At 61.9% G+C, this 1,686-nt stretch carries 2 protein-coding genes; both read left to right on the top strand.

The window, feature by feature from the left end; all coding sequences use genetic code 11:
• The coding region (locus tag RMO15_RS01735; protein ID WP_309707239.1) for a DUF1588 domain-containing protein at positions 1-548 on the top strand (548 nt) is incomplete at its 5' end.
• A gap of 163 nt (positions 549-711) precedes the next feature.
• Positions 712-1,686: DUF1552 domain-containing protein (locus tag RMO15_RS01730; protein WP_309707237.1), on the top strand; the 975-nt coding region annotated here is incomplete at its 3' end.

The raw sequence follows: 1,686 nt of genomic DNA, 5'->3' as shown, positions 1-1,686 counted from the left end.
CGCGGACCTCGCCGGTGAAACGTGGCACTTGGATCATGAAGACCCTGCTCGGCGCCGATCCAGGGCTGCCCGTGGCCAACGCCGGTGAGATCGCGGCGCGGGTGCCAGGCATCGAGAAAGCGACGGTTCGCAAGCGTCTCGAAATTCACCGCACACGCGCCCAGTGCGCCCGCTGCCACAGCCGCATTGATCCGCTCGGCTTCTCGCTGGAGAACTTCGACGCATCGGGTACCTGGCGCGACCGAGAAGGCTTTGGCTACAAGGGCCGTGTCGAGCAAAATGACCCGCTGATTGATGCCAGCTCACAGCTTCCCGATGGCACAAAAATTAATGGAGTAGATGGCCTGCAAAACGCCCTCCTCGCCCGCAGCGATGATTTCCTGACCTGTCTCTCCACCAAGCTCCTCACGTTTGCGCTAGGCCGCGAGCTAAGCCTCGCCGACCGTCCCCTCGTTCAGAGCGCCGTCACCCACATGAAAGAGCGCAAGAACACCCTGCGCTCGCTGATCGAATTCACCGTCACCTCGGAGGTATTTCGCACCAAATGAACCACATCTCTGATTGGGAACACCCGTTTCGGGCGGCTAAAGCGGCCCGCTGTTGCGGCAAGACCCATAAATGGGCCTCCACGGCCCTTCCCCTAAAACTCCCCTTCTTCCCGCCCTGCCTCCGCAGGGTTGGGAGAAAGGGGCTGGGGGTAGGAGGGGAAAAATGAACCGACGATTTGTTTTGCGCGCCGCAGGGGCGAGTTTGCTTCTGCCCATGCTGGAGGCAATGCTCCCGCGCCGGGGGCAGGCAGACGAGAGTAAGTTTAAGCCGTGGGAAAAGTGCGATGTGAAGCACCCGCGCCTGATCTGCTGCTACATTCCCAACGGGGTCAATATCGCCGAGTGGGTACCCAAAGATTCGGGCGAAAGCTACACACTCTCCCCGACACTCCAGGCGCTGGCGAGCATTCGGAGCGAGTTCACCGTGCTCTCGGGACTGGGCCATCCGACCTCTGAGGGCGGACACTCGGGGGCGGACACGTGGCTGACGGGGGCAAACCTCAAGAGCCGCCCGGGCTCGGACTACGCCAACTCGATCTCCGTGGATCAGATTATCGCCGCAGCGCACGCCAAGGCAACGCGCTATCCCTCGCTTCAGCTCTCGGATATGTCGGGGACGGGTAGTGCGGGGCACTCGCACACGCTCTCGTTTGATCGCAACGGCACGCCGCTGCCGTCGGAGAACTCGCCACGCCGCTTATTCGAACGCCTCTTTGTGCCTGAGAACGCCGCTGATCGCGCCGCCGCGCTCCGCCGCTATACCCAGCGCCGCTCGATCCTCGATGAAATCTCCGCTGAAGCGAAAGCACTGGATAAGAAACTCGGCACCGACGACAAGAAAAAGCTTGATGAGTACTACACGTCGGTGCGGGAGACCGAGCAGCTGGTCGGGCGCTTGCAGGGCTGGATTGATGTCCCCAAGCCGAAAGTCCCGGAGACGAACCTCGGCCTCAACATGCAGCCCGCCAATGCACACGACCGGCCCATGTGGCTCGATGTCATGCTCCAGCTCAGCTACCTCTCTTTCGTCACCGATACCACACGTGTGATTACGTTTGAGTGGTCCCGCGAGGCGGGCGGTTTTGGTGGCGGCGGCGAGAACCATCACGAACTCTCCCACCACGATGGCAGCCCGGAG

The organism is Armatimonas sp. (assembly GCF_031410135.1).
Taxonomy (GTDB): domain Bacteria; phylum Armatimonadota; class Armatimonadia; order Armatimonadales; family Armatimonadaceae; genus Armatimonas.
Note: the sequence above shows the minus strand (reverse complement) of the source record. Positions and strands in the feature narration are given on the sequence as shown.